This is a genomic window from Sedimentisphaera salicampi, from assembly GCF_002117005.1.
In the GTDB taxonomy this organism is placed as follows: domain Bacteria; phylum Planctomycetota; class Phycisphaerae; order Sedimentisphaerales; family Sedimentisphaeraceae; genus Sedimentisphaera; species Sedimentisphaera salicampi.
In genome coordinates, this window is sequence record NZ_CP021023.1 from 1,476,455 (window position 1) to 1,498,169 (window position 21,715).

The 21,715-nt window shown below is 48.8% G+C and carries 13 protein-coding genes and 1 tRNA gene; 5 read left to right on the forward strand and 9 right to left on the reverse strand.

The genetic code is table 11. The features are described 5' to 3' along the window. Window positions 1-307 precede the first annotated feature (307 nt). Both STSP1_RS05520 and STSP1_RS05525 read left to right on the forward strand, forming a co-directional pair. Window positions 308-2,473, forward strand: coding sequence for a bifunctional alpha,alpha-trehalose-phosphate synthase (UDP-forming)/trehalose-phosphatase (locus STSP1_RS05520; protein WP_085755396.1), 2,166 nt, complete (start codon window positions 308-310; stop codon window positions 2,471-2,473). Between the two features lie 23 nt (window positions 2,474-2,496). Continuing rightward, entirely contained in the window at window positions 2,497-4,299 is a 1,803-nt protein-coding gene (locus tag STSP1_RS05525) for a glycoside hydrolase family 15 protein (RefSeq protein ID WP_085755397.1), read from the forward strand. Window positions 4,300-4,302: 3 nt separating this feature from the next. Here STSP1_RS05525 and STSP1_RS05530 read toward each other — a convergent pair whose 3' ends face one another. The 5 genes from STSP1_RS05530 to STSP1_RS05550 all read right to left on the reverse strand — a co-directional run bounded on the left by STSP1_RS05530 (window position 4,303) and on the right by STSP1_RS05550 (window position 12,346). Beyond that, on the reverse strand, window positions 4,303-5,595 hold the full coding sequence (locus STSP1_RS05530; protein WP_123806993.1) for a glycosyltransferase: 1,293 nt from the start codon (window positions 5,593-5,595) through the stop codon (window positions 4,303-4,305). 5 nt (window positions 5,596-5,600) lie between these two features. Next, a complete protein-coding gene (locus STSP1_RS05535; protein ID WP_085755399.1) occupies window positions 5,601-7,886 on the reverse strand; it encodes a PH domain-containing protein in 2,286 nt (761 codons plus the stop codon). Window positions 7,887-8,179: 293 nt separating this feature from the next. Further along, entirely contained in the window at window positions 8,180-11,092 is a 2,913-nt protein-coding gene (locus STSP1_RS05540; RefSeq protein WP_161491623.1) for a discoidin domain-containing protein, read from the reverse strand. Between the two features lie 119 nt (window positions 11,093-11,211). Beyond that, window positions 11,212-12,066 carry a helix-turn-helix domain-containing protein gene (locus tag STSP1_RS05545; RefSeq protein ID WP_085755401.1) on the reverse strand — a complete coding sequence of 285 codons (855 nt, stop codon included), beginning with the start codon at window positions 12,064-12,066 and terminating at the stop codon, window positions 11,212-11,214. Next, window positions 12,056-12,346, reverse strand: coding sequence for a MerR family transcriptional regulator (locus STSP1_RS05550; RefSeq protein ID WP_085755402.1), 291 nt, complete (start codon window positions 12,344-12,346; stop codon window positions 12,056-12,058). The genes STSP1_RS05545 and STSP1_RS05550 overlap by 11 nt, the downstream gene beginning before the upstream one ends. 764 nt (window positions 12,347-13,110) lie before the next feature. On the opposite strand from STSP1_RS05550, the gene STSP1_RS05555 reads away from it, so the two are divergent. From STSP1_RS05555 to STSP1_RS05565, 3 genes are all read left to right on the forward strand, one after another. After that, the gene (locus STSP1_RS05555; protein ID WP_085755403.1) at window positions 13,111-13,239 is read left to right on the forward strand and encodes an entericidin A/B family lipoprotein; all 129 of its coding nucleotides are present in this window, start codon (window positions 13,111-13,113) and stop codon (window positions 13,237-13,239) included. Between the two features lie 175 nt (window positions 13,240-13,414). After that, window positions 13,415-14,710 carry a glutamate-5-semialdehyde dehydrogenase gene (locus STSP1_RS05560; protein WP_085755404.1) on the forward strand — a complete coding sequence of 432 codons (1,296 nt, stop codon included), beginning with the start codon at window positions 13,415-13,417 and terminating at the stop codon, window positions 14,708-14,710. 398 nt (window positions 14,711-15,108) lie between these two features. Then, window positions 15,109-15,182 (forward strand) — tRNA-Pro (locus STSP1_RS05565). Here the strand turns inward: STSP1_RS05565 and STSP1_RS05570 are convergent. The 4 genes from STSP1_RS05570 to STSP1_RS05585 all read right to left on the reverse strand — a co-directional run bounded on the left by STSP1_RS05570 (window position 15,164) and on the right by STSP1_RS05585 (window position 21,682). Next, window positions 15,164-16,621 (reverse strand): sulfatase, encoded by a 1,458-nt coding sequence (locus tag STSP1_RS05570; RefSeq protein ID WP_161491624.1) that lies wholly within the window; start codon window positions 16,619-16,621, stop codon window positions 15,164-15,166. The genes STSP1_RS05565 and STSP1_RS05570 overlap by 19 nt on opposite strands. Before the next feature lie 72 nt (window positions 16,622-16,693). After that, window positions 16,694-17,146 (reverse strand): NanQ anomerase/TabA/YiaL family protein, encoded by a 453-nt coding sequence (locus STSP1_RS05575; protein ID WP_085755406.1) that lies wholly within the window; start codon window positions 17,144-17,146, stop codon window positions 16,694-16,696. A 207-nt stretch (window positions 17,147-17,353) separates the two neighbouring features. Further along, entirely contained in the window at window positions 17,354-19,399 is a 2,046-nt protein-coding gene (locus STSP1_RS05580; RefSeq protein WP_085755407.1) for a TIM-barrel domain-containing protein, read from the reverse strand. A gap of 114 nt (window positions 19,400-19,513) precedes the next feature. Beyond that, a complete protein-coding gene (locus tag STSP1_RS05585; protein ID WP_085755408.1) occupies window positions 19,514-21,682 on the reverse strand; it encodes an SUMF1/EgtB/PvdO family nonheme iron enzyme in 2,169 nt (722 codons plus the stop codon). Between the last annotated feature and the right edge of the window lie 33 nt (window positions 21,683-21,715).

Sequence of the window (21,715 nt, forward strand, 5' to 3'; positions counted from 1 at the left end):
GCAGAGCTGCAAGTCCGCCTGAGGCGGATGGCAGAGTGGCAGAGTGGCAAAATCATCATTAGTGAAAAATCAGCGCAGATTAGCGGCTGAAAATTCTCGCATTAAAAAACCTTAGTGAATCTTAGCGCTGCTTAGTGGCTGAGATATCTCAGTGCTGGTCAGCGGATGAAAATTGTACTGTGAGCTTCGGGCAGGGCGCCAAGGTCATAGATAATTTGAAAGTTTGTGAACATCTGATTTGATATTATCGCTAAATCCGATAAACTGAATGTATGTAAAATAAGGCTCAATCAAGAAAGGGGTAAATATGTCCCGATTAGTAATAATATCAAACAGGCTTCCGGTAAATGTTACCAAGCAAGACGGGAAATTCGGATACAGAGACAGCGTAGGCGGCGTGGCTACGGGGATCTCTTCTCTCACCGACCACGGCGAGAAGATCTGGTTCGGCTGGCCGGGCATACCGGCAGAAGCTCTAACTGAAAGAGAAAAGAAAGAGGCCTCTGAAACGCTCTCGCAGAAAGGCTGCTATCCCGTATTTCTGTCAACAAGCCAGATAGACAACTTCTACTCCGGATTCTGCAACAGGACGATCTGGCCGCTTTTCCACTACTTCTCAGAGCTTTCGATATATGATGAATCGTTCTGGCAGGCATACAAATCATCCAATCAGCTTTTCTGCGATGAACTGATCAAGCACGTAAGCGAGGACGACTTCATCTGGGTTCACGATTATCAGCTTATGCTCCTGCCGGAGATGATAAGGGAAAAGCTGCCTGAGGCGCAGATAGGCTTCTTTCTGCACATACCGTTCCCCTCATTCGAGATTATGAGGGAGCTGCCCAGAAGAAGCGAGCTGCTCAACGGCATACTCGGGGCAGATCTAATCGGCTTCCATGAGTATGATTATGTGAGGCACTTTCTGAGCAGTGTTTACAGGATATGCGGCTGCGAGCACAACCTGAGCAAGCTTCAGATTGACAACCGCCAAATAAGGGTGGATGCATTCCCGATGGGGATAGACTACGAGAAATACGCCTCAATCCCCGCGAAATTCAAAAACAAGCCGGTTGAGGAAGAAAAGCCGAGGATAATACTCTCGGTTGACAGGCTTGATTATACAAAAGGCATCCCAAACAGGCTCGAGGCATACGAAAGCTTTCTCAGCAAATACCCCGAATATCACGGGAAGGTGCGTCTTGTTATGATTGCCGTGCCCACGAGGACGGAGGTAGAGGAGTATGCAAGCCTAAGGGAAACAATCGAAAAGGACGTTGGACGAATCAACGGCAAGTACAGCACTGTTGACTGGACACCGATTTCTTATATGTTCCGCAGCCTTCCTTTTGAAGAGCTCTCGGAATTCTACTACCGCGGGGATGTAGGGCTTATTACCCCCCTGCGAGACGGGATGAATCTAGTGGCGAAGGAATTTATAGCCGCCCAGAAGAACAAAGAACATCAGGCTGTTCTGATTCTCAGCGAGATGGCAGGGGCAGCAAGCGAGCTTTCAGAGTCTATAGTGATCAATCCGCACCACAAAGACCAGATCGTGGAAGCGATAAAAACCGCTCTCGATATGCCCCAGGAGGAGAGGGCAAAGAGAAACAAAATGATGCAGGGAAGGATCTCGAGATACACAGTCGGCCGGTGGGCAACAGAGTTCATAGTTAGCCTGAAGGAGATAAAGAAAGAGCAGGGAAGGCTCAGAACCAAATACTTCACTCGTCAGCATCAGCAGAAGGCTGTGCAGGAGTATAACAAAGCTGAAAAACGGCTCATTATGCTCGACTACGACGGCACCCTCGCTCCATTCTCAAGACTGCCCGAAGACGCAATGCCCTGCAAAGATATAATAGAAACGCTCAAAGGGCTCTGCGCGAATGAGAAGAACACCGTTGTGGTAATAAGCGGAAGAGATAAAGACACGCTCTCCAACTGGCTCGGCAAGCTGCCCCTGAATCTCGTTGCAGAGCACGGGGCATTCTATAAGAGCGCAGGGGGAGACTGGGAATCAGCCGTGAATGCTGAAAACAACTGGAAAGAGATGATAAAGCCCATTTTGGAACTAACTGTTGACAGAACCCCAGGCTCGCTTATAGAGGAAAAGTCTTCCTCGCTTGTATGGCATTTCAGAAAGAGCGAGCCGGATCTTGCAAAGCTGCGTACACAGGAGCTTAAGGATACGCTGATGATGATGGCTGCGAATCTCAATATCGGGGTTTTCGAGGGCAACAAGATCGTTGAAGTTAAGCCGGTGAGCGTGAATAAAGGTCAGGCCGCAGGATACTGGATAGCAAAGGAAGACTGGGCTTTCATTTTCTGTGCAGGCGACGACTGCACAGATGAGGATATGTTTGAAGCTATGCCTGAAGGAGCTGTTTCCTGCAAGATCGGCAAAGGCATATCTGCAGCGAAATATAAACTCAATAAGCCCCAGCAGCTTCGTGAATTTCTAAAAAATCTTAAATAACAACACAACCATTTGAGGAATCAATGCAGAATCTCGACTACGGAATTATAGGCAACTGCAAGAGCGCGGCATTAGTTAGCAAAGACGGCAGTATAGACTGGTGCTGCCTTCCGGATTTTGATTCACCTTCGGTATTTGCGAAGATACTCGACAAGAATATCGGAGGGAGTTTTTCTTTTGAAGTTTCAAACAACTACCAGATAACCCAAAAATATATCGATAAAACAAACGTCTTGGCCACCGAATACAGCAACGGTGAAGATGCGTTTTGCGTTTACGATTTTATGCCCAGATACAAAACTGAGGCAGGATTTTATCACTGTCCGCCAGAGGTTGTCAGATTCATCCGGCATATTAAAGGCCAGCCTGAGGTTGTAATCAAATGCGACCCTCGCCCCGCCTACGCCAAGGACGAAACGGTAGTAAGCAAGAACGGCGAATATATAAAATACTCCACAAAGAAAGGTGCATACGAGTCTGTTTATTTATACACGGATTTCAGCTTTGATGATGTAATCGCCTCCAAGCCTGTAAAGATAACCACAAACCACTTCCTTCTGCTGGGCTACAATCAGAAGCTTTTCCGCCCTGACTTAGACTGGATTGAACTGGAATACCAGCGAACGAGAGTTTACTGGATGGGCTGGGTTTCTAAGACAAAGGTTTACACAAACTATCAGAAAGAGGTTGAGAGAAGCTCGCTTGTGCTCAAGCTGCTAGCATATCAGAAAACAGGGGCGATTCTCGCAGCCGCCACGACAAGCCTCCCCGAATCAATCGGCGAGGTTCGCAACTGGGACTACCGCTACTGCTGGCTCAGAGATGCCTCGATGACAATCAGCATTCTCACAAGGCTCGGACACTACAACGTTGCAAGGCGGTTCCTCAGATTCCTGCTTGACATAATCCCGTACAAAAACGAAAAGATTCAGATAATGTATCCGATAAACCACCGCGGCGTGCTGAAAGAAAAAGAGCTGCCCTGGCTGGACGGGTATGAGAATTCAAAGCCGGTGCGCATAGGCAACGCTGCAGCAAGGCAGAAACAGAACGATATCTACGGGATTGTGCTCGATGCTATATGGGAAAGCCTCGTATTCTTCCACGACTCCATAGACAACAAAGAAGACCTATGGACAGTTACCAGAACACTCGCAAGGCATATCAAAAACAACTGGCAAAAGCTCGATTCAGGGATTTGGGAATTCCGCACCGAGCAGAAACACTTCACCTTCTCAAAGCTCCTTTGCTGGGTTGGAATGGACAGGGCTGCCAGGATAGCAAACTTCTTCGGGAAAAGCGAAGAAGCAAACAGCTACATAAAACTGCGTGAGGTGATAAAGAAAGACATCCTCAAAAAAGGCAGAGACCCGAAAACCAACACTCTCACCCAGTTTTACGGCTCAAATTCTATCGATGCGGCTAACCTTCTCGCTAATGAATACGGCTTTCTTCAGGCCAGCGACCCAACTTACGTAAATACTGTGCTTGAAACTCATAAAGACCTATGCAGAGACGGGCTGATGTATCGATATAAGACATCCGACGATTTCGGCACTCCGAAATCCAGCTTCACCACCTGCACCTTCTGGATGATTAAGAGCCTTTTCCTTATAGGGAGGCGAAAAGAGGCAACTGAAAACTTCGAAAGGGTGCTCAGCTACGGCAATCATCTCGGGCTCTTCAGCGAAGATATAGATTTTCAAAGCAAGCGTCTGCTCGGGAATTTTCCGCAAGGTTACTCCCATATCTCGCTGATAGATACCGCACTCACGATTTCTGAAAGCCCGTACTGGCTCAAGAACGCAGACGACTTCAAGCCGTAATGATTATTCCTTAAACTGCCCCTTGCTGCGGCGTGAATAAAACATCATCCCCGCAGCACTGACGTAATTGCGGAAAATCTCCCATTCGGCTTTTATCAGCTCCATGGAGTTCTGCCAGCTGTCCTGATGTTTTTCGGTAAGCGCGTCTTTTCGGTTGCTGCAAAGCTCGGTGTACTGCTGCAAAACGGCATCACTGCATGCATCAATCGAAAACTTCTCGGCTGTTTTCTCTGCGTTTTTCCGCATATCGTTCTTCTCAGTATCAGGCAGCTCTTTGAATTCGCTTATTACTCCGGCAAATGAATCGGCATTTTCATTCTGCACCATAAGCCCGTTTTTTCCGTCCTCAAGGATATCATCAACTCCCGGGGCATTCAAGGCCACAACGGGCGTCCCCGAGGCCATAGCCTCTGCGAGAACCATACCCTGAGTTTCTGTTTTGGATGAGAATGCAAACACATCAATAGCATCATAGGCATCATACAGCTTTTGCCCTGACAGCATACCGGTAAAAACGACCCTGTCCGAAACGCCCTCCTCTCGAACTTTCTTCTCTAACTCGCTTTTTTGCGGGCCGTCTCCAACAGCGAGGAAACGGGAATTAGAATTTGCCTTGAGCACTTTTATCACAGAGCTGAGCAGGAAGTCTAAATTTTTCTCCGGAGCGAAACGGCCAATATGGCCAATCAGAAAGCTGTCTCTCGGCAGGCCGCAGCTCTCTCTAAGCTCTTGCCCTCTGCCCGTTTTGAACTGCTGAACTTCAATACCCGAAGGGATTACGACGATCGGAGTTTTGACTCCCCTGTTGAGAAGCATATTTTTCACCGCCCTGCTCGGGGCTATTATCTTATCGCAGAGGTTCGAATAGCCCTTGGTAACTGAACGGACAAATCGCTTCACACGCTCAGAATCTGCATTGATATAATGTATATACCGCTCATACATCGTATGGTAGGTAAATACGAGCGGAATCTCTCTTGCAGCGGCAATGCGCAGGGCTGTGCTGCCGATAATGAAGGGGAAGTGTGAGTGAACGATATCGGGCTTGAAATCCTTTATCCTTGAGCGTATCTCCCCGGGCAGGGGGATGGTTACAGGGAAGTTTGTGTCGTTGAAGTTGTTTATAGCTGAAACCCTCATCACATCCTGCTCGTCTTCTACAGGCTTATCAGATTTTGGAGCAATAACCAAAACCGAATGCCCCTTCGCTCTGAAATACTGAGCAAAGGACTGTATGGATTTCTCAATCCCCCCCACATAAGGGGCATAGCTGTTGGTTACCATAAGAATACGCATAGCTTTCAATCCATCCTTTCCGCAGAGATCTCGCCCGCGTTCGGATCTGCTGTTTTTTGTTCGAATCCGGGAATCTTCAAAACAACTTCAGGTGCTTTTCCGTTCCAGTTTGCTTTGAATTCAGCAGAAACTGAATTCTCTTCAAAATGCAGCGTAAGATTGATTGTTCCCCAGAGAGTTGGGGCAGGCCCTGCGCTGATAATCTCACCTGCCTTTGTCCAATCAGGATGGATGCCGGCTCCGAGAATAAGCTGATTATTTGTTTTCTGCTCATAAACAAGACAGCTTCTCATATAGTTCACCCATTCAGCTGCCGCCCAGATATGCTGGCCGTCTCCCATGCAGCCGCCTTCGGTTATCGGGTGTACCGCCTCCGGCCACTGCCCTGTGGGGCTGGCAAGCCTTTCAAGCGTTTCAGCGAGCTCGAAATGCCTTTTATCTCCGGCTCTCAGGAGAATCTGAGCTATGTGCAGAGTTAGGTATGGGTTTATCCCCGAATGAGAGATATCAAGGAAGAATCCGTCCTTTACCCTGCAGCTGTTCATTAGAAATTCCACCGTAGCAAGAAGCTGGGAGTCTTCTGGATCGACAAGCTGGAGGGGATATCCGCATACAACAGAGCCTACTGCACCTGCATCAAGCCGTCTGTAAGGCGATACGGGAATCGCCCGCTGATTCAATTTTGCACACACCTTCTCAATGCTTGAATCTATTGCCCTGCGGAGTGTACGTGCCTGCTGATGATACTTTTCCGCTTTGCTTATCATCCCCGAAGATTCTGCAATCTCAGCAGCGCAGTGCAGACCGGCAAGCGCCCAGAAATCGTCCCAGTAGTAATGGTCGTTCGGGCCGAAGTGCTCTGCACTGAAACCTGCCGGCAGCAGGCCTGCGTGCATTGAGTCTTTATCCGGGTTGGTGCATTTCCTGCAGATCCAGTCTGCGGCTTTGCATACCGATTCGAAAATATCCGCTGAAAGCGGCCGGCCGGTCATCTTCCAGTTTCTGTGGATGATCCATATTGCCTGACCGTTGGAATCCCATTCGCCGTCCTGAGAGCGGAAATAGCCGCCTGTCTTCTGTCTTGAAGGGTATGAATTCAGCACCGGAGCAGCGAGATGGGAGAGGTTTGCGCATAGCAGGGAATCCAGAATGAACGAGGCATCCCTGAACCAGAAGCGTTTGTAAGTAAACGGGCCAGGATAAACATCCTCGCCTGCAACGTGAAGTGCAACGCTTCTCAAGGCAGTTTCGTAAAGTCTTTGCTTCTTCTTATCGGGAATAACTATCCTGCACCTGCCCTTGAGCGAATCTTTCCATGAAATAGCCTTGCCCGCCGGCTTGTTGCCTTTCGGGGAAGACCTGTCGCCAAAGAAGGTTTGTTTTTTCAGCGGGATAAAAAGATTCATATCGAGCTGGCCGTCTTCATCCGGCTCGAAAACAGCGGCCGCTGTGGCCATGCCCACCTTGCATTTAACTGAGTCTTCAGTTTCGCCGGACTTGCCGGCAAGCCTTGTTGAGACATCGCCGTCTGCATAACGCTGCATATAGTTGTTATCAACCCGCCTGTCAAACAGGACTGAGGTTTTGTCGTTAACCTCCCATCTGCGGGATGAATCATCCAGCTTTACCGTATGCACGAAGCTCACGCCTTCGGGATTGTATGGACGAAGGGAAACTGCAAGCCTTTCAGAAGAACGAACACGCAGCTTCACATCGCAAACATATTCGCCCTTTCTCTGACGAACCTGAACAGCGGAGATAATTTTGCCCGAATCAAACTCGGACTTTGTAACCACAGCGAGGTTGCCGAAAAAGCAGAGCCTCTGCATTGTTTTCCCGTCAGTCTTTGAAGACGAAAGCACATTGCCCTGTTTATCGACAAGCCAAAAATCCAGAGACCAGCCGTCCCAGTGGGGTGTTACCATACCAGCCGGATCTACGATGGGCAATTGCCCCAGCCCGGGCAGGCCTGCTGCTGTCCAGTTACGATGGGTTAGGTTGATGTACGTTAGAGAAAACGCGCTTGGAACGAATGACTTATCAGAGGGATTAAACTGCCTTTGAATCCAGTAAGGCCATACCCAGTCTGAATTCTGCGGGATCGCCCTGCTGTTGATCAGACCGCGTGAATGAAAAACTATATTATCTCTTATCAGCTCGATAGGACCGGCCACTTCAGAAGGCTGAGAAAACCTCTGAAAATAAGACCACAAAACTACAGGGTCTAAAAATCCGTGTCTTTTAGCTGCGTATGATATTAGAAATTTCCATGGAAACCATTTCAACCACATAGAAAACCTTATTTGCTTTGAATTTTATAGTACCAGCGTTGTAAGCCTAAAATATCTCAACCATTTTCTATACCTTTATAAGGCTTAATTGTTCGCCTTTCTGCTCCTGTTTAATCCAAAAAAAAAGCTAAAGCAGTTTGTATGCTCAGTTTTCCGGACATACCCCAAAATTTCCCTTACTTTGCACAATTTTGACAATTACAACTGTAAAAAAAGTATTATGATTTTCAATTCAAGGTATAACGCCGCCATATATTCCGCAACAGCCTTAGCATATACAAATTGAGCAGTTTCTAATAAGTCAGCTCTTCTGCCTGCTCAACAAAATCCTTAATATCTACCCTCTCATCGCTGTTCAGGTCAGCATTATAACAGTCATAATAAGTCGAACACTCGCCGTTAAGCCAACTGGCAGCTAAAAAAAATATGTCATCCATATCTACCTGTCCGTCGTTATCAAGATCTTCCTGTGTCGAATATACCTCTATTTCGTAAATACTCGGCGAAAGCAGAGCATTTATTACATACAATCTCATGCGATCTGATGAGACTGCTGGAAAGATGTCTGTCTTGTCAGATCCGATCAACCCCCCAAAAAAGGCATCTTTCCAGCCCCCATCATAATACTGCAATTTATAGCCCTGAATCCGCTCTCTGAACTCTTTTATTTTGACCTTGTTAAACGTTACCTTCCGTCCAAAATCCAAAGAAAGCCACGAACCATTGAGCTCACCTGCGCCCGCATTCCACCTTGTTTCCGGATCTCCGTCAATACTCTTCTTTGGTGAGTAATCCGAATCCCAGCTGCTTGAAGCGCTCGTCATCGCACCGGTCGCCAGGTTTACCTTGGGTTCAGGCCTGATCGGCTTTGAAATTTCACTTTTGGCAAACCCGTCTATCACCAGCATACTGTTGCTGCTCGCAGAATTCTTCTGGTCGGAAACAACCACGCTCACGTTATGATTGCCAAAGCTGAGATTATTGGATTCATACAAAAGCTCATGCATTTTCATACTGGGATTATAACAGTCCACACTGTCGATTTTATGCGGGCCAACATAAATATTCGCTATCCCCCCGTCAGCTCTCCTCGAACCGAATATCCGAAAACCACTGCCCTCAAAGCTGAAACTCAGAGTACCTCCAGCCTGATCATTGTACATCGCGCTGTTCCCGTAGAGCTCATCGCTGTTAAAACTCCTCCATCCTGGACAGTAAACACTCTGGTCTTTGTCATCAACCATAGACCATCTGCCGATCGGTTTCACACTCAAATTATCAAACTGGTTGAGATCGAAACTGCTGCCAAAGCAGGCCTGACCAGCCTTTCGCCTGGTATCCTCTATCTCGCAGATTTTTTCCGAATCAAGATAGCACCTGATCTGGCCGTCTATAAATCGAATTTTCAGATTGTGCCATTTACTGCTGTCAAACCCGCCTTTACTGCCTCTTTCTAAAACATTATCATCCGCAGCCACATCATCATACGTTACCTTCCAGCTGCCGGCTTCACTGATCACAAAACAATACCCGCTCTTAACCTGATGATCGCCCTTCCTGCCGCCAACATATACAAACCCATCCTCGATAAAAACATCCGCGCTAAATTCATAATCCCGCCAAGTCATATCGCCAAACAGGGACATCGCCGCTGACGGATTCACCTGCGGCCACCAAAGATAACTCTCGTTCACCCTCGGCACGATCTGCTCCAAACACTTGCCTTCTCGACCGCCTTTACAAGCTGCCGTCTCGAATGTTCCCTGCATATCCGATAAATACTTTGCTGTCGCTCCGTCGTTATACTCCTCGAAGTCCTCGCTGTAGGGCATCGGAAAAGGTTCATAAGAAGGTATTGCGTTTGAAGGCTCACCCTTGCGCTGTCCCGCAGCAGTTGTTACCGAATACATCGCGTCAGGTAATGTATTCAGGGTAAAACTGTTGTTTGTTACCGTAATATCCGCCGTCTTTACAAAGTGTCTGCTCGATGTTGTTCTCCACACGTGAACGGTATCCGCCGAAACTCCCGTTAGGTTAAACTCTAAAGTTTCAGGATTTTCACTGTAAATTATCGTGCTCCAGTTATCAGTATCCGGGTCTTTTAAAGTAACATAATTACCCGAACCAGACAAATACCCGCACCCGTCTTTCAAATATTTCCAGCCGATTTCGGTAAATTGGGTATAATGAGCGACACCCCAAACTGCCGGGTAAATTTCATAATGATTCGACCAGGGTCGGTCCGCTTTTATTAACCCCGACTTAGTCCAATTCACACCCTCAGCGCATCCGTCAACAACGTTCCAAACCTGCATATTGGTTATTTTGCCTTTAATGTAAAGCCTGTTCATCCGCTCCACGATGCCGGTAGCCGCATTCCATGTACCATGTCCGGCAGTGTCCCCGCTGCTCCACAGCTTCTTGCCCGTATCAATGATTTCCTGTGAAGGATATGTGCACGGAGCGTTACTTGGCTTCTGGTCGATATTATGTCCCCCGCAGGCATCGACCATCGGCTCATACTCCGGATGCGTCTGGAATACCTCGAATATCCTCCATGCCCACCAGCCCCCGTCAAGAAGCAGAATATTAAGGTCATAGCCATGAGAGTTCATGGTAGGGATAAAGGTATTTTTACACCACGAAAGGTTCTCCACGATCTCATCGTAATCATTTATCGTTTCGGTTTTCGTAGGAGCTATCCAGTCCAGCTCCACACCCCATTCATTTTTGGCTTCATCCAAGAACGCAACAATATAATCAGCCGTATCCTGTGAAAACTGGCCGGTAAACCAGTACGGAAACGCAAACAGCATACAATCCAGCACGATATCGGCATTACGGCTTTTAGCCTCTTTCATCAGCCAGAATTCATAACCTCTCGAAACAGGATCACTAAGCTCATCTCTGGTTATTGCGTGAGATGGTTCCGCACCAGAGGTCGAATTAAACCCCGAACCGATCTCCACCCTCAAATGCTGCAGAGATGCACCGAAATTAGGTTTGAAAAGCATATCCAGTATATCACTGCGGTATGGCTCCTCGTAATCAATCAAAAGCCGCGAATTACCACCGGAACTCCACGCACCCATTCCGTCGAAACTCCTGCCCTCACTGGCACCATTCACATTGATAACCGCCGACCCGAAGGATGCAGTTACAACAGACAACAAAACCGAAAGTATTGATAATAAATATTTTCTCATACTCCTGTTTCCCATAAAAAAATTTCGTCAAACAGAATCTTCCATTCACTTCTCTATCCATTGATTTACTTTGGCAGCCTCATACTATTTCAAATTATAAAGCTCAACAGACTATGTGTCTATGTCAAGTGCCGGTTTAAGGTTGACAATTTTCTTTTTTTTCCTATTACGCTGCTGAATGCTCCGCCTCTGGTATTAGATATTCTAATGCTTGAAGCAGGCGGATTTTGAGTTTCGAAAAAAATATCGCAGATTCGCGGCTGAAAAATTCCTCTCCGCCATTCCCATATTAAATATTTATCCTGTGAATCCTTGCCCCGCAGCAAAAGCGGTTCGGGGCTGTAAATCCTGTCAAAAAACCTCTGCGTAATCTGTGGATTATATGTGTCCACAGTTGTGAAAGTGTTTTCATACTCTTCGAGTTTGGCTTTTGGTAGTGAGTAATCCTTCCCTCCCTTCAGCACAAAAGCGTATCCGGAAGGCTCGTCCACATTACTCTTTTCTTTTCTTATTCTTTTAGTGACTGATTTTCGGACAGGTTCCTGTCTGGTTTTCGGGCAGGTACCTGCCTGATTTTCGGACTGGTCGGATTTTCCTACCGGTCGGGTTTTCAGACAGGTACCGGTCTGATTTTCGGACTGGTCCGTTTCCCCTACCGGTCGGGTTTTCGGGCAGGTACCGGTCTGATTTTCGGACTGGTCGGTTTTCCCTACCGGTTCGGTTTTCGGGCAGGTTTTGTAAATGTTTGACTTCCCGATACCCTGCTGCTGAACCTCCAGAAGTCCTGCGTTTTTCAGCCTCTGAATAGAATCGCAAATCGTAGATCCGGCAAGCCCGCTTTTTTCCTGAAGCTTCCTTCTGCCCGGCCAAGCCTCGCCCTGATTTTCATAATTTTGGATAATCGCAAGGATTATCTTATCGCTTGCCCGCAGGTCTTTCCGTGCTGCTGTATCGGCATCTAATTTAAAGAACATCTTCAATCCGCCTCCTTTTTATTCTCTGCTGTCTTTGCTGAAGCTCAGCATTTGCAAAGCAGAGGTTGAAATCGTATCTGTCTGGTGTTATCAGCCTGAATCGCTTTTGCCTCGCCTCCGCTGCCGTTTCAGCGAGGCTTGCTTTAACTGCCTCCAGTTCAAATTTGTATTTGCGTCCAATCCTGAGACAAGGAATCTTCCCCGCCTCCACTTGCTCTTTGATCCAGCTGAGCGGCAAGTCCAGCTCATTTGCAATTTGGTTTATGTTTTTCAGTTTCATAATACCCAAAGTTTAACAACTGCTTTGGGTATCAAGTGGGGGTGTTAGGTGGGTTTTTTGGTGGGATGGCGGGGTTTTTTATTTTTTCAGCGGGAAATTTAAATAGGGACAGTTACCCATTTATTGATGCGTGGCAGAGCTGCAAGTCCGCCTGCGGCGGATGGCAAGTAGCTGAGTAGCGAGCAATTAAATCATTAGAGAAAAATCAGTGCTGATTAGTGGTTAAAAAAAATATCTCCCCTCTGTGCCCCTCTCTGTGGTTAATATATATCTTTTCTCTCCGTTCTGCTGTCCACTTATTTCGCCCCGCCTGCGGCGGGCCTACATGCGTGGCTCGGTTTAAATATCTCGTTTTGTGAAATCGCTGCGAAATACTAACGACAATCAGAGCCGTGCGTGGAGTCCGCCGAAGGCGGACGGAGCAAGCGGATAGATTCGTTGCTCGTGGCAAGTGGCAGAGCTGCAAGTCCGCCTGCGGCGGATAGCTCGTGGCAAAATCATTAGTGAAAAATTAGTGCTGCTTAGTGGCTAATAAATCCTTAGTGTATCTTAGAGCTGCTTAGCGGCTAATAAATCTCAGCGGAAGATTAGCGGCTGTAATATCTCAATGCAGCTTAAAAAATATTGGACACGCAGATTGAGCGGGTAAATTTTATTTTGCAGATTTGCGGTTTTTGGTAATATACAGCGTTGCGTGGCGGGGAGCTTGGAGCTTCCTGCCGGCAAGCATAAAACATTAACTCAAACAACGCGGAGAAACAGAAATGAAGAAGATTCTCACAATCCTCGCAGCGATGATGATCATTGTCAGCGTATCGGGCTGCAATACCTTCGAGGGCTTAGGCGAAGATATAGAGCGTGCCGGCGAGAGCATGCAGGGCGCTGCTGATTAAGGCTCAAAGCTGAAAATATGATTTCAAAAGGCGGCAGGCAGAGAGGCACTCCATTTGCCTGTATTCGGAGGTTTTTGCGCCCGCTGATAATTAACAGGCTGCGGGGAGGGGATTTCAAAGCCGGCTGAAATCATTATAATCGGGGAAAATGAAAGATTTAATGCGAGGTTAGATAATGAGCATTCAGCAAACAGCAGAAAAAGCGAAGGCGGCTTCAAAGCTGATGGCCGCTGTGGATACAAACACAAAAAACGATGCCCTCGGCAAGATAGCTGAGGCCCTCGAGGCAAATACAGATGCAATCACTGCGGCGAACAAGGAAGATTTAGAGCGAGCAGAGAAGGGAAATCTCGCCCGTGCTCTGCTCAAGAGGCTCAAGTTTGACGGGGATAAAATAGCCGGCGTATGCCGCGGGCTGCGGAGCCTTGCCGCCTTGGAAGACCCTGTGGGCAAGACGCTCGCCTCAACAGAGCTCGACAGCGGGCTCGAATTGTACAAGGTGGCCTGTCCTCTGGGGGTTGTGGGGGTGATATTCGAATCCCGCCCCGATGCGCTCGTGCAGATCTCCTCGCTGTGCCTGAAGAGCGGGAACGGCGTACTTCTCAAGGGCGGCTCTGAGGCAGCGAAAACCAACCGCATCCTTGCCGATATAATCAGCAGGGTGAGCGTGGAGGCGGGGCTGCCGGATGGTTGGATCGGCCTTCTGGAAACGAGGGAGGATGTTTCGGCGATGCTGGGGCTGGATAACTGCGTTGACCTTATCGTGCCGCGCGGCTCGAATGAGTTTGTGCAGTTTATAATGAACAACACGAATATCCCCGTTCTCGGGCACGCCGACGGAATCTGCCATGTGTACGTTGACCGGCAGGCGGATTTGGATATGGCGGCGGAGATTACCGCTGATTCGAAATGCCAGTATCCGGCGGTATGCAACGCAATGGAAACCCTGCTTGTGCATACAGATATCGCAGAGCAGTTCCTGCCGGCAGCGAAAAAGGCGCTCGATGAATACGGCTGCAGGCTCAAGGGATGCGAAAAAACGCAGAAGATTATCGAATGCGAGCCGGCAGACGAGGACGATTGGCAAACCGAATATCTCGATTATGAGCTCTCGATTAAGGCAGTGAGCCGGATGGAGGATGCGATAGAACATATCAATAAGTACGGCTCCGGCCATACCGATGCGATTGTGAGCTCTGATGAGGCGGCGGCGAGGAAATTCCTCTCGCTCGTGGATTCGGCGGATGTTTTCTGGAATGCAAGCACACGCTTCAGCGACGGCTTCCGCTACGGACTCGGGGCTGAGGTGGGCATAAGCACCAACAAGATTCACGCACGCGGACCAGTGGGGCTGGAAGGGCTGCTGATATACAAATGGCTGCTCCTTGGGAACGGACAAACCGCAGGCGAATACGCCTCCGGCCAGAGACAGTTTACCCATAAGACACTCGGGAAAGACTGCCCCCTCTAATTTCGGGCGTGTGCGAAAATATTTTTTGGCAAAGCTTTTTAAAGCCGAATCTATCCGCTTGTTTTCCGCCTTCGGCGGACTCCACGTGCGGCTCGGTTTAAATGTTCGCCTCGTAAAATCGCTGCGGAATACTAATGACAATCAGAGCCACGCATGAATCCGCCTTCGGCGAAGAAATAAGTGGACAAAAGGCAATGATAAGGCAAAAGTTTTTTTGCTTCTATAATTTCCGCTGACCGAGTCCACCTTGTCCACTCGCTAATCTGCGCTGATTTTCACTAATGATTTTGCTGCGGCAATCCGCCGCTCGCCACAAAAAATTGTCGCACACTTTCGGTCAGCAACGAGATTTTCGGATTGTAAATTATTTGCTTTTTGTTACAATCCCCGCTTCTAATCGGGCTGTGGCGCAGTTTGGTAGCGTGCTTGACTGGGGGTCAAGAGGTCGCAGGTTCAAGTCCTGTCAGCCCGATTTTGTCCAGAATCATAGGCAGCAGATGAAGATTTTGTCTCATCGGCAGGCTTATATTTTGGATTTAGACGCATTTTCTGCGCCCCTGCATTTTTCCGCCAGTTTTTTAAGTCCTCATAAAGCTCATTAACCTTTTCGGGCTTCTTCTCGGCAAGATTGTTCTTTTCGTTGAGATCGGCTTTTAGGTTATAGAGCTCAAAGGCCGCTTCGGTATGTATGCCGTCAATGCTTTTTTCGAACCACTCAATGAGCTTGTAATCTCCCTTTCTCACCGCACTTGAAGGGGCAACGCCGTCGTGGTGGTAATGCGGATAATGCCAGAAAATTGCTTCGCGTTTTAACATTCCGCTCTGCTTTAGCAGCGGCATAAGACTTTCCCCGTCAACGGTAAGGCTGGAGATTGATGAGCGGGCGATTTCTGCAAAAGTTGGGAGGAAGTCTGTGCTGATAACCGGCTCACTGCATACGCTGCCGGGTTTAATCACATCAGGCCAGCGAATAATCAGCGGCACACGTATGCCGCCCTCATAGAGATCGGCCTTGCTGCCTCGCAAAGGTCTGCAATCTTTAGGCCCTAAGTGGCCGTTGTCGCTGTAAAAGACAACCAGCGTATCGTTTTGCAAATCAAGCTCTTCGAGTTTTTTTAACACAGAAGCGAGGCTCTTGTCAAGGGTTTCGAGCATTGCAGCCTGAACAGGATTATTATGGCCATGGCCCGTATCATTATCTGCCCCGGGCTTAGCCCGATACTTATCAATCAATTCCTTTCGCTCGATTTCGGGGTCGTGAATTGAATTATGCGAGATATAGCAGAAGAAGGGATTTTCCCTGTTTGCCTCTATGAAGGAAACTGCCCGCTCTGTAATCTGGCGAACGTGATGGGCATCGTTTTCATAGGGGCTCTCAGGGCCTGCTCCGGGTTTATGGGTAGTAAGCACATCCTCAAAGCCCTGCGACCCCGGATCGCCCGGCCGGCCGAGCCGGTAATCTTTATCCTTGTTCAGATGCCATTTGCCGAAATGGCCTGAGGCATAGCCGGCCTTCCTGAGCAGCTCGGCAATTGTTACCTCTTCAAGCGGGAGACAGGCTGTCCAATCGGGCGTAAGCAGCTTTTCGTCGGACGGACTGCTCGCCTTGATATATTGAGTAAGATGGAGCCTTGCGGGGTATTTGCCCGTCATAATGCTTGCCCTTGTGGGAGAGCATACCGGAGCCGCTGCATAGGCATCTGTGAATTTCATCCCCTCAGAAGCGAGCTTATCAATGTTGGGCGTTTCATAAAAAGTGCTGCCGTAACAGCCTGCCTGATGCCAGCCCAAGTCGTCTGCGAGGAAGAAAATGATGTTGGGCTTGCCCCGCAGCTTCTGACTGCCAAAAACAGAGCCGCAATTTCCGCCTGCCAAAAGGAATGAAGCTGCTGCTGCACCTGAACTTTTCAAAAATCTTCGCCGGCTGAAAATCATAATCAAATCCTCATAGAATTAACTGAAAAAACCACAATCTTTTCGGAGTTAAGAATTCATCAAAACTTTAACAACCGCTTTGTGAATCTCCCCATTGCTCACAAGCGGAGCGTGGGCATCTTCGGGAAAAAATATAGCAAAAGACCCAGGCCTCACCGTTTCCCAAATCTCGGGCTCATCTTTGAAAAAAGCAACATCCTTTGCAGGGTCATACGGCTGGCGAACAACGCTGCAATCGGAGATCTGCTTCCATCCCATCTCTTCGGTTCCGCTGATCACATATTGGATATCAATATATTTTTGATGCGCCTCCAGCCTCGCCTCTTCTCTTGTGCGGCCGGATTCCTTTGCAATGTTGCAGAATAAGCGATTCCCATCAATCTGATACTTGCCCGTGGATAGTTCAGCCAAACCGGGCTGTTTCAGAAAAGCAAAGGCCTGCTCGAAAAACGGGTTCACAGAGTAATAAGAATCTGCCTGCTCTAACGTATTGATAATCATATCTTTCCTTTCCCTTGTTAATTATTTTTAAGGCATTCGAATCAGTCGGATACATTTTGCCTAAAACAGCCGAAAAAACAACAAGAGTTAAGCAAATCCGCTTTCACCCCAGTTTGATTTTCAGCCAGCTTCAAAATCATTTGCCGGCAAAAATCCTATCGACGGCTCTGCATCAGAGTCAGGCTTAATCAAAGCCCGATTTGGTGTTCACCACTTCGCCCCCTTTTCCAGCTCGCTCATTTTCGGCAAGTTTTCAACTTTCTCCAGCGATTCTTCCCAAAGCTGATTCAAGTTCGGCAATTCAACCGCTGCGCCGGAGCGAGTAAAGATCGGAATCTGATGCACAGAACACCGCACTTCAACCCGCTTTCCGCCTTCATATTCCCTGCCTGTCCACGCATCTACCCAGCTCTCGCCTGCCGGGAGATAAACATTGCGGGCAACCTCACGCCCCGCCTTCCAAATCGGCGAAACGAGAATATCAGGGCCGTACATATAGCTCTGCCAGTCGTCCCAGCAATCCTGCTGGTCCGGGAAGGTGAGAAACAGAGGCCTGATCACAGGCGTTCCTTTTTCTTGTGTCTGTTTTGCAGATTCGTAGGTATAGTCGGCCAGATGATCGTGCAAAGTTGCATACAACCGCCATACCGCTGTGATTTCTCTGCCGTTTTTCAAGTCCCAAAGCCCCTTGTCATCGCTCGGCCCAACTTCCATAATTGGCGTAAAGCAGCTGAATGCAAGCCATCTCATCATTGTATCGGGCTGATCCTCATCGTAGCGGTAGCCGCCTGTATCCGAGCCCCAGATTGGATAGCCGATCACGGAAGAGCGAAGAGCAGCCACAATCGCTGAGCGAAGCCCCCATGGGCCTTCTCCGGTATCGCCGCCCCAGAAGGCAGCATATTTTGCGCTGCCGGTGTATCCGGCTCTCGGGAGCAGGCAAAAATCATCTCCCCGCACCTCTTTACTAATCTCATAAACAGCCTCTGCATACATACGGCTGTAGTCGTTATATGCCTCGAACCAGTCTCTTCCATCGTCTATTGTACCGCAGCCGCGCTGGGCATGGTCTCGTTCTTCGCCTCTATCGAGCTTGAAGCCTGCCACGCCGTCTTCGAGCAGTTTTTTGATGTAGTTCTCCTGCCACCATTTCGCTGCCTCGGGATTCGAAAAATCAATACAGTCGTTAGTTCCGGGCACAATCCAGCCGTTCTCGTCGGCCGTCTTTTCCATAACAGGCCCCTTTGTCCAAGGTGAGAGCCAGAGCATAAACTTAATATCTTTCCGGCTAAGCCACTGTATCATTTTTCCCGGCTCAGGGAGTCTTTGCCTGTCCCATTCGAGCTCGTCGTATCCCCAAGGGCCTTCTCCCCACGGCCTGTCAACCCAGTAAACACCGAGGGGAATATCCAGCGCCTCGCACATAAGCACATCCTCCACCAGCTCACTGTTATACGGTGCGTTTGCCTCGCAGCCGTCGAAATAGCTGTCCCTGTGGTGATGGTTATCCCTCCACCGCCAAGGCTTAAATGCCCATTTCGGCGGCAAAAACTGCGGACCAGTATCCATCATATGATTTTCAACCGCCTTGCGCACCCCTCCGGTATAGACAGTAACCTCCAGGGGTTCGCCGTAAAAATAAAACGATACCTCGCCCTCGTCGCCCTTGTCTGGGAAGCTCCAGCGCCCTTGCCATGTGCCGTGAACGAACAGGCCGTAGCCCCTTGAAGATATGTAAAACGGGGCGTAGAGCCCCAGAGACGGCTTCACCCGCATCTCTACAGACTCGCCCCGCAGGTTCATAGCCTGAGTGATGCCCTTCTGCCAAGACAGCCCCTGATCTCCATCAACAACGCGCTCCATCATACCGGTGAAATATTCTTTCTCACTTGCACGTATTTTCATACCAATGCGGTGAAGGCGGTAGTCGTTATCAAGGTCTGCCGTGATTTTGAAGCGGTTGGATAAAGATTTTACCGAAACCGTTCCTTTACGGCTGCCCAGCTTCCAAACCCCCGTAAAGCCGCCCTTATCTTCCCTCAGGGATAAAGGCTCGCCTTCAATGTCGTAGTTGATATCATCGATTCTGACAAAGAATTCTTCTATCTCAACAGCAGATTTCAGTTTATCTCCCGAGAAGCTCATTTGCAGCTTCTGATCGCTGCCTTTAAGCTCCAATTCAAACCCAGCTTCAGCGCTGCATACAAAAAGAGCAAGGGCAAAAATAGCTGCACAATATAAACGCATTTTCATTTTTCTAACCTTTCATTTTTTAGGTTTATTATCAGGCTTAAAGCTGCAGAATATTGCAATCGAGCGGAATCTCATTGCTTTCTGAGATAAATCCGCCAATCGAAAAATGCCTTCTTATTCCCCTACAAGCCAAGCCAGATTGAACGCATAATACAAGCGGCTGTCGCTTAAATGAATCACCCCATCCGGCGTATGCGCAGCCGCCCAGTAGGCCTTGTTCTGTCCGTGGGCAGCGTCCAATGTTATCTGCTCGTTCCATGGGCCGGCGAAATATTTCTCCTCGCCTTCACGAACATCGCTGAGCACCCGCTTTACCGGCCACGTTTTGCCGTTATCCCAAGAAACTGCAGCGAACGTACCGTAAATGGTCGTCTCATTACCGTTGGCATCTTTGCCATTGATCCCGTCTGAGGCAATGCTGATCAAAACAATCGGCTTGCGTCCGAGCCCTTTGGGATCCAGCTCGCGGCAGGCATAATCCAATCTAATCAGCTCACATCGCTGAACAGTACCAATCCCTGGAAACTCAGATTTCTGATTAATGAAGGTTGAGCCGTGGTCTGTGGATACGCTCACAGGCATAGCGCCAAAGGTTTCGCCCTTATCTCGGGAGAACGCCAGAATCCTGCCGTCATCAAGCTCAATGCCGCTTGTATGAATCCCCGGAGGCCCGTTTCGACGTGTACTCACAAACCACGTATCGCCTCCGTCAAGGCTGATATTTGCGGTGGTTCTTGTTCCCTCATCAAACCCTCCATCGGTAAATGAAAGCAGAGTGCCGTCTTTCATTGTAAAGGCGTTGCCCTGAGGCTGATTGCCGTCATTATCCAGATGGAAAGAGTTTCTGCCCTTCTTGATTACCCTGGGCTCTGTCCATGTTGCTCCATTATCGGTACTCTTCCGAAAAGACATAGCCAGCTTAGACCAGCGTCCGTCGGTGCAGATGCCGTTGAGCAGATAGAGGGTGAAAGGCTCTTGGAAGCTGTTGTCTAATCGAACCTTATTATTCCACACCTGAGTTCCGTGCATATTGCGGTCTGCCTCTTTATAAAACTCTGCAAGCTGCTCATCCCAAACCAGCTCCCCTGATTCCTGTCTGCGACCTCGCAGGGCAAGGGTTGTGAGTGCCTGGCTCTTTTCGCTCTCGCCAGTGAACCAAATCATAAGAAGATCACCGTTCTCCATCCACGTAAGGGTTGGGGAATGGTTGTGGGTGTAGAGCGGGATACTGAACTGCTCTGCGAGTTCGTCCGAGCCGTACTCCTCGTGCATATCGTATAAAGACTTCATCTCGAAATAGGGGTTGGGGGTGTCTGAATCCCAGTGATGCTTTTCCTGAGATACATCCTCAGCCCAACGCTTTACCGGCTGAGTGAGGGTGGGAGAAGGCAGAGAACGCCCCTCAGGCACGCGGACAAGCCTGAATCCCATCAAAAAATGGCTGTCTGTCCGGTTAGAGGAAGAGCGGTTTGCTGAACGAAGAGTCTGGATATGCACGTTATGACAGCCTCCGCGCACCGCCTTGGAAGAACCGCTCTTATAGCCGACAGGGTCAACAGTATCTGAAGGGTCATAAGGGCCGTACCAGTCCAGCGTCAATTCCTGAACCCCGAGCATCATATCATATATACCCCAAGCGTTAGGGCCTTCCTGCCCCACCGTCAAATCTACATCCTCAGGGGTTGACCATGCGATATCGTCTGCGTTGCGGTTGCCGCGGGTAATCAGCCAGTCTGTTATGATTCGCTGCTTTTCGGCCAATTTACCAACCGGATTCATCTCGTAAATATCGCCCTCCCTGCCGTCGTTGTAAGGCGTACGAGTTCCTGCGCGGCAGGCATACTCCCATTCGGCCTCTGTCGGCAGACGATAATCATACTCAGAATCCTTAGCCGAAAGCCATTCGCAGAAGGCTGACGCCTCATTCCAGCTCACGTAAACAACTGCTTCGTTATCTTTCTCGCTGAGCCCGTATGCCTTGCCCCGCATAGCAGCATGCCCCGGGTCATACATCTCGTATTGGGCGTTGGTAACCTCATACCTGCCGATTTCGAAATCCTTTGTAATCCTAACCTTTCGTGCAGGGAGTTCATCCTGAATGAAAATCGCCCGCTCTGCGGTGATGCAGTCGGCGGATAAATCAGCTCCCATAACGAAACTGCCCGCCTTTACAGGTACAAATTCCAAGCCCATATCGTCGATACACGCCGTTTTTCCGGAAACGGCATTTGCGAGGATCAGGCACAACAGCCAAGCTAAGATTTTTTTCGTCGTTCTGTCCATAAGAATTGTTCTCCTAAATTTCAAATCATTTAT

What these genes read in the sequence shown, in the direction of transcription:
- STSP1_RS05560 (WP_085755404.1), top strand. Translation starts at nt 13,415, where the DNA reads ATGAGCATTCAGCAAACAGCAGAAAAAGCGAAGGCGGCTTCAAAGCTG.
- STSP1_RS05545 (WP_085755401.1), bottom strand. Translation starts at nt 12,066, where the DNA reads ATGTTCTTTAAATTAGATGCCGATACAGCAGCACGGAAAGACCTGCGG.
- STSP1_RS05540 (WP_161491623.1), bottom strand. Translation starts at nt 11,092, where the DNA reads ATGAGAAAATATTTATTATCAATACTTTCGGTTTTGTTGTCTGTTGTA.
- STSP1_RS05585 (WP_085755408.1), bottom strand. Translation starts at nt 21,682, where the DNA reads ATGGACAGAACGACGAAAAAAATCTTAGCTTGGCTGTTGTGCCTGATC.
- STSP1_RS05530 (WP_123806993.1), bottom strand. Translation starts at nt 5,595, where the DNA reads ATGCGTATTCTTATGGTAACCAACAGCTATGCCCCTTATGTGGGGGGG.
- STSP1_RS05575 (WP_085755406.1), bottom strand. Translation starts at nt 17,146, where the DNA reads ATGATTATCAATACGTTAGAGCAGGCAGATTCTTATTACTCTGTGAAC.
- STSP1_RS05525 (WP_085755397.1), top strand. Translation starts at nt 2,497, where the DNA reads ATGCAGAATCTCGACTACGGAATTATAGGCAACTGCAAGAGCGCGGCA.
- STSP1_RS05580 (WP_085755407.1), bottom strand. Translation starts at nt 19,399, where the DNA reads ATGAAAATGCGTTTATATTGTGCAGCTATTTTTGCCCTTGCTCTTTTT.
- STSP1_RS05555 (WP_085755403.1), top strand. Translation starts at nt 13,111, where the DNA reads ATGAAGAAGATTCTCACAATCCTCGCAGCGATGATGATCATTGTCAGC.
- STSP1_RS05550 (WP_085755402.1), bottom strand. Translation starts at nt 12,346, where the DNA reads ATGAAACTGAAAAACATAAACCAAATTGCAAATGAGCTGGACTTGCCG.
- STSP1_RS05535 (WP_085755399.1), bottom strand. Translation starts at nt 7,886, where the DNA reads ATGTGGTTGAAATGGTTTCCATGGAAATTTCTAATATCATACGCAGCT.
- STSP1_RS05520 (WP_085755396.1), top strand. Translation starts at nt 308, where the DNA reads ATGTCCCGATTAGTAATAATATCAAACAGGCTTCCGGTAAATGTTACC.